The following is a 3,291-nucleotide window of genomic DNA, read 5'->3' on the forward strand; positions in this document are numbered from 1 at the left end:
CACCTAAACCCAGCCCACCCCTGTCGTCGGCAGCGTCAGAGTTGTATAATCGACACCCCCCCCACACCCCCCACCGCCACCCCGCCACCCCCGTCGGCCCCCAGGACCCCCCGCAACCGCCCCGCCTGACCCACCAACGCCCTACCCGAACGCCCCGACACCACCAACGGCACCACACCACCAGAAACCTGCACCGGTTCGTCGGAACCCGCGGCCTCCTGACGTTCCGGCGCCTCCTCCACGATCACATGCGCATTCGTCCCACTCATGCCGAAGGAGGACACGCCCGCCCGGCGCGGACGCCCGTTCCGCTCCCACGCCACCGGCTCGGTCAGCAACTCCACCCCGCCCACCGACCAGTCGACGGCCGGGGAAGGCTCATCCACGTGCAACGTCTTGGGGAGTAGGCCATGGCGCATCGCCATCACCATCTTGATCACACCCGCCACACCCGCAGCCGCCTGCGCATGCCCGATGTTCGACTTGATGGACCCCAACCACAACGGCCCACCGTCCGCCCGATCCCGGCCGTAGGTGGCCAGCAACGCCTGCGCCTCAATCGGATCACCCAGCGACGTCCCCGTACCGTGCGCCTCCACCGCGTCCACGTCCCCCACCGACAACCCCGCGCTCGCCAGCGCCTGCCGGATCACCCGCTGCTGCGACGGACCATTCGGCGCCGTCAAACCATTCGACGCACCATCCTGATTCGTCGCACTGCCACGGATGACCGCCAGTACCTCATGGCCGTTCCGCCGGGCATCCGACAGCCGCTCCACCAGCAGCACACCCACGCCCTCGCCCACGCCGAACCCGTCGGCCGCCGCGGAGAAGGACTTGCACCGACCGTCCACGGACAGCGCACCCTGCCGGCAGAACTCGACGAACGTGCCCGGGGTCGCCATGACGGTGACGCCACCGGCCAGCGCCATCGAGCACTCACCATTCCGCAACGCCTGCACCGCCAGATGCAACGCCACCAGCGACGACGAACACGCCGTATCCACCGTGACCGCCGCACCTTCCAGACCGAAGGCATACGCCACACGGCCTGAAGCAATGCTCGCGGAATTTCCCGTGAGCAGGAATCCTTCGAAATCCTCGGGGACTTCGTGCAGGCGGGAGCCGTATTCCTGCCCCAGGGTCCCCATGAAGACACCGGTAGAACTTCCGGTGAGCGAATGCGGCGGAATCCCGGCACGCTCGAACGTTTCCCAGACGGTTTCCATGATCAGTCGCTGCTGCGGATCCATCGCCAGCGCCTCGCGCGGACTGACCCCGAACAGCCCGGCGTCGAAGCTCACCGCGTCACCGACGAAGGAGCCATAACGGGTGTAGCTGGTTCCGGATCGCTCAGCGGTCGGGTCGTACAGCGAACTCAGATCCCAGCCACGATCCTCAGGGAATTCCGAGACAGCGCTCTCTTCGCGCACCACCAACTGCCAGAGATCTTCCGGCGAAGCGATGCCACCGGGGAAGCGGCACGCCATGGAGACGATCGCGATCGGCTCGTCGACGACACGGCCCACCTGTGCCCGTGCCGGTTCGGCGTCGCCCGACAACCCAAGCGCCTCTGTCCTGAGGTGGCGTGCGAGCGTCATGGGGGAGGGGAAGTCGTACAGCAGAGTCCTCGGTAGCTGAAGCCCCGTCCTCTCGACCAGGCGGTTCCGCAGCCTCACCGCCGTCATGGACTCGAAGCCCAAGTCTTTGAAGGACGCGGAGACATCGAGCTCGTCGGCCGACTCATGTCCGAGAATGGCAGCCGCGTGGGTACGGACCAACCTGAGGGTCACGCGCAGCTGTTCGGGCTCGGAGAGCCCGTCAAGCTCTGGCCGCAGTCCTCCTTCGGAGCTGCCGTTGCCCTGGTTCTCTTTTCGTTGCTCCAACTGGGCGACAGCACGCGACGGCCGCGGTGCCTGCTGGCGGCGCCACTCGGAGAGCACCGGCAGTACGGCCGCGAGCGACGAGTCTGTTTCCACGCCGTCCAGGTCGAGGGCTTCGGCCAACGTGGTGAGGTCCTGGCGCTCGATCGCATCCCAGAACCGCCCTTCGGCAGGGGTCAGGCTGCCGCGCGGGGCCGACGTCTGGTCATGCCAGTAGCGCTTGTGCTGGAAGGCGTAGGTGGGCAGGGCGACGCGGCTCGGGTGAGCGCCGGGGAAGATGGCGTTCCAGTCCAGGTCCACCCCGTGCACGTGAGCCTGCGCGGCGCTGGCCAGGAACCGTGCCATCCCGCCGTGGTCCCGGCGCAGGGTCTCCACCACCGCGCACTCCGCTTCGGCGTCCGCCACCGTGTCACCGATGCCGACGGTGAGCACGGGGTGGGGGCTGGCCTCGATGAAGACCCGCGCTCCTGCCTGCGCCAGGGCGGCGACCACGGGGGCGAACCGCACCGGCTCGCGCAGGTTCCGCACCCAGTACCCGGCATCGAGCGTGGCGGTGTCCACCACCTCACCCGTCACCGTGGAACGGAACTCCACACCGCCCGCCACCGGGCTGATCCCCGAGAGAGCCTGGGCCAGTTCCTCGCGGATCTCCTCCACCTGCGGGCTGTGCGAGGCGTAGTCCACCCCGATCCACCGCGCCCACACCCCCTCAACCTCACACCGCGCCAGCAACTCCTCCACCGCCGCCACCTCGCCGGACACCACCGTCGACGCGGGCCCGTTGACCGCGGCCACCCCGACCCGGCCCTCCCACGGCCCGACCAGCCGCGCCGCCGCTTCCTCGCCCAACGCCACCTGCGCCATTGCACCCCGGCCCGACAGCGACACCAACGCCTTCGACCGCACTGCCACCACCCGCGCCGCGTCCTCCAACGACAACCCCCCGGCGACATGCGCCGCCGCGATCTCCCCCTGCGAATGCCCCACCACCACATCCGGCCGAACACCCACCGACTCCCACAACCGCGCCAACCCCACCATCACCGCGAACAACACCGGCTGCACCACATCCACCCGCCGCAGAAACGCCTCATCTCCCGCACGCAACACCTCCGCCAACGACCACCCCACATGCGGCGCCAACGCCTCCTCACACGCAGCGATCGCCCCCGCGAACACCGGACTGCTGTCCAGCAGTTCACGGCCCATGCCGAGCCACTGCGAGCCCTGACCAGGGAAAACCATCACCACCCGCCGGTCACCACCCGACGCCACCACACCCGACACCACCCGCGCGGCAGGCTCCCCCGCACCCACCCCCGCCAACCCCGCCACCGCCTGACCACGGTCGGACGCCAGCACCACCGCACGATGCTCCAGCCCCTGTCTCTTATACACATCTCCGAGC

General features: G+C 69.0%; 1 pseudogene. It reads right to left on the minus strand.

From position 1 onward, the window contains the following. Positions 1-35: 35 nt before the first annotated feature. Positions 36-3,248: pseudogene (locus ADY01_RS41690) on the minus strand (acyltransferase domain-containing protein); the annotation flags it as partial. Positions 3,249-3,291 lie beyond the last annotated feature (43 nt).

Source organism: Streptomyces sp. SBT349, assembly GCF_001083795.1.
GTDB lineage: Bacteria > Actinomycetota > Actinomycetes > Streptomycetales > Streptomycetaceae > Streptomyces.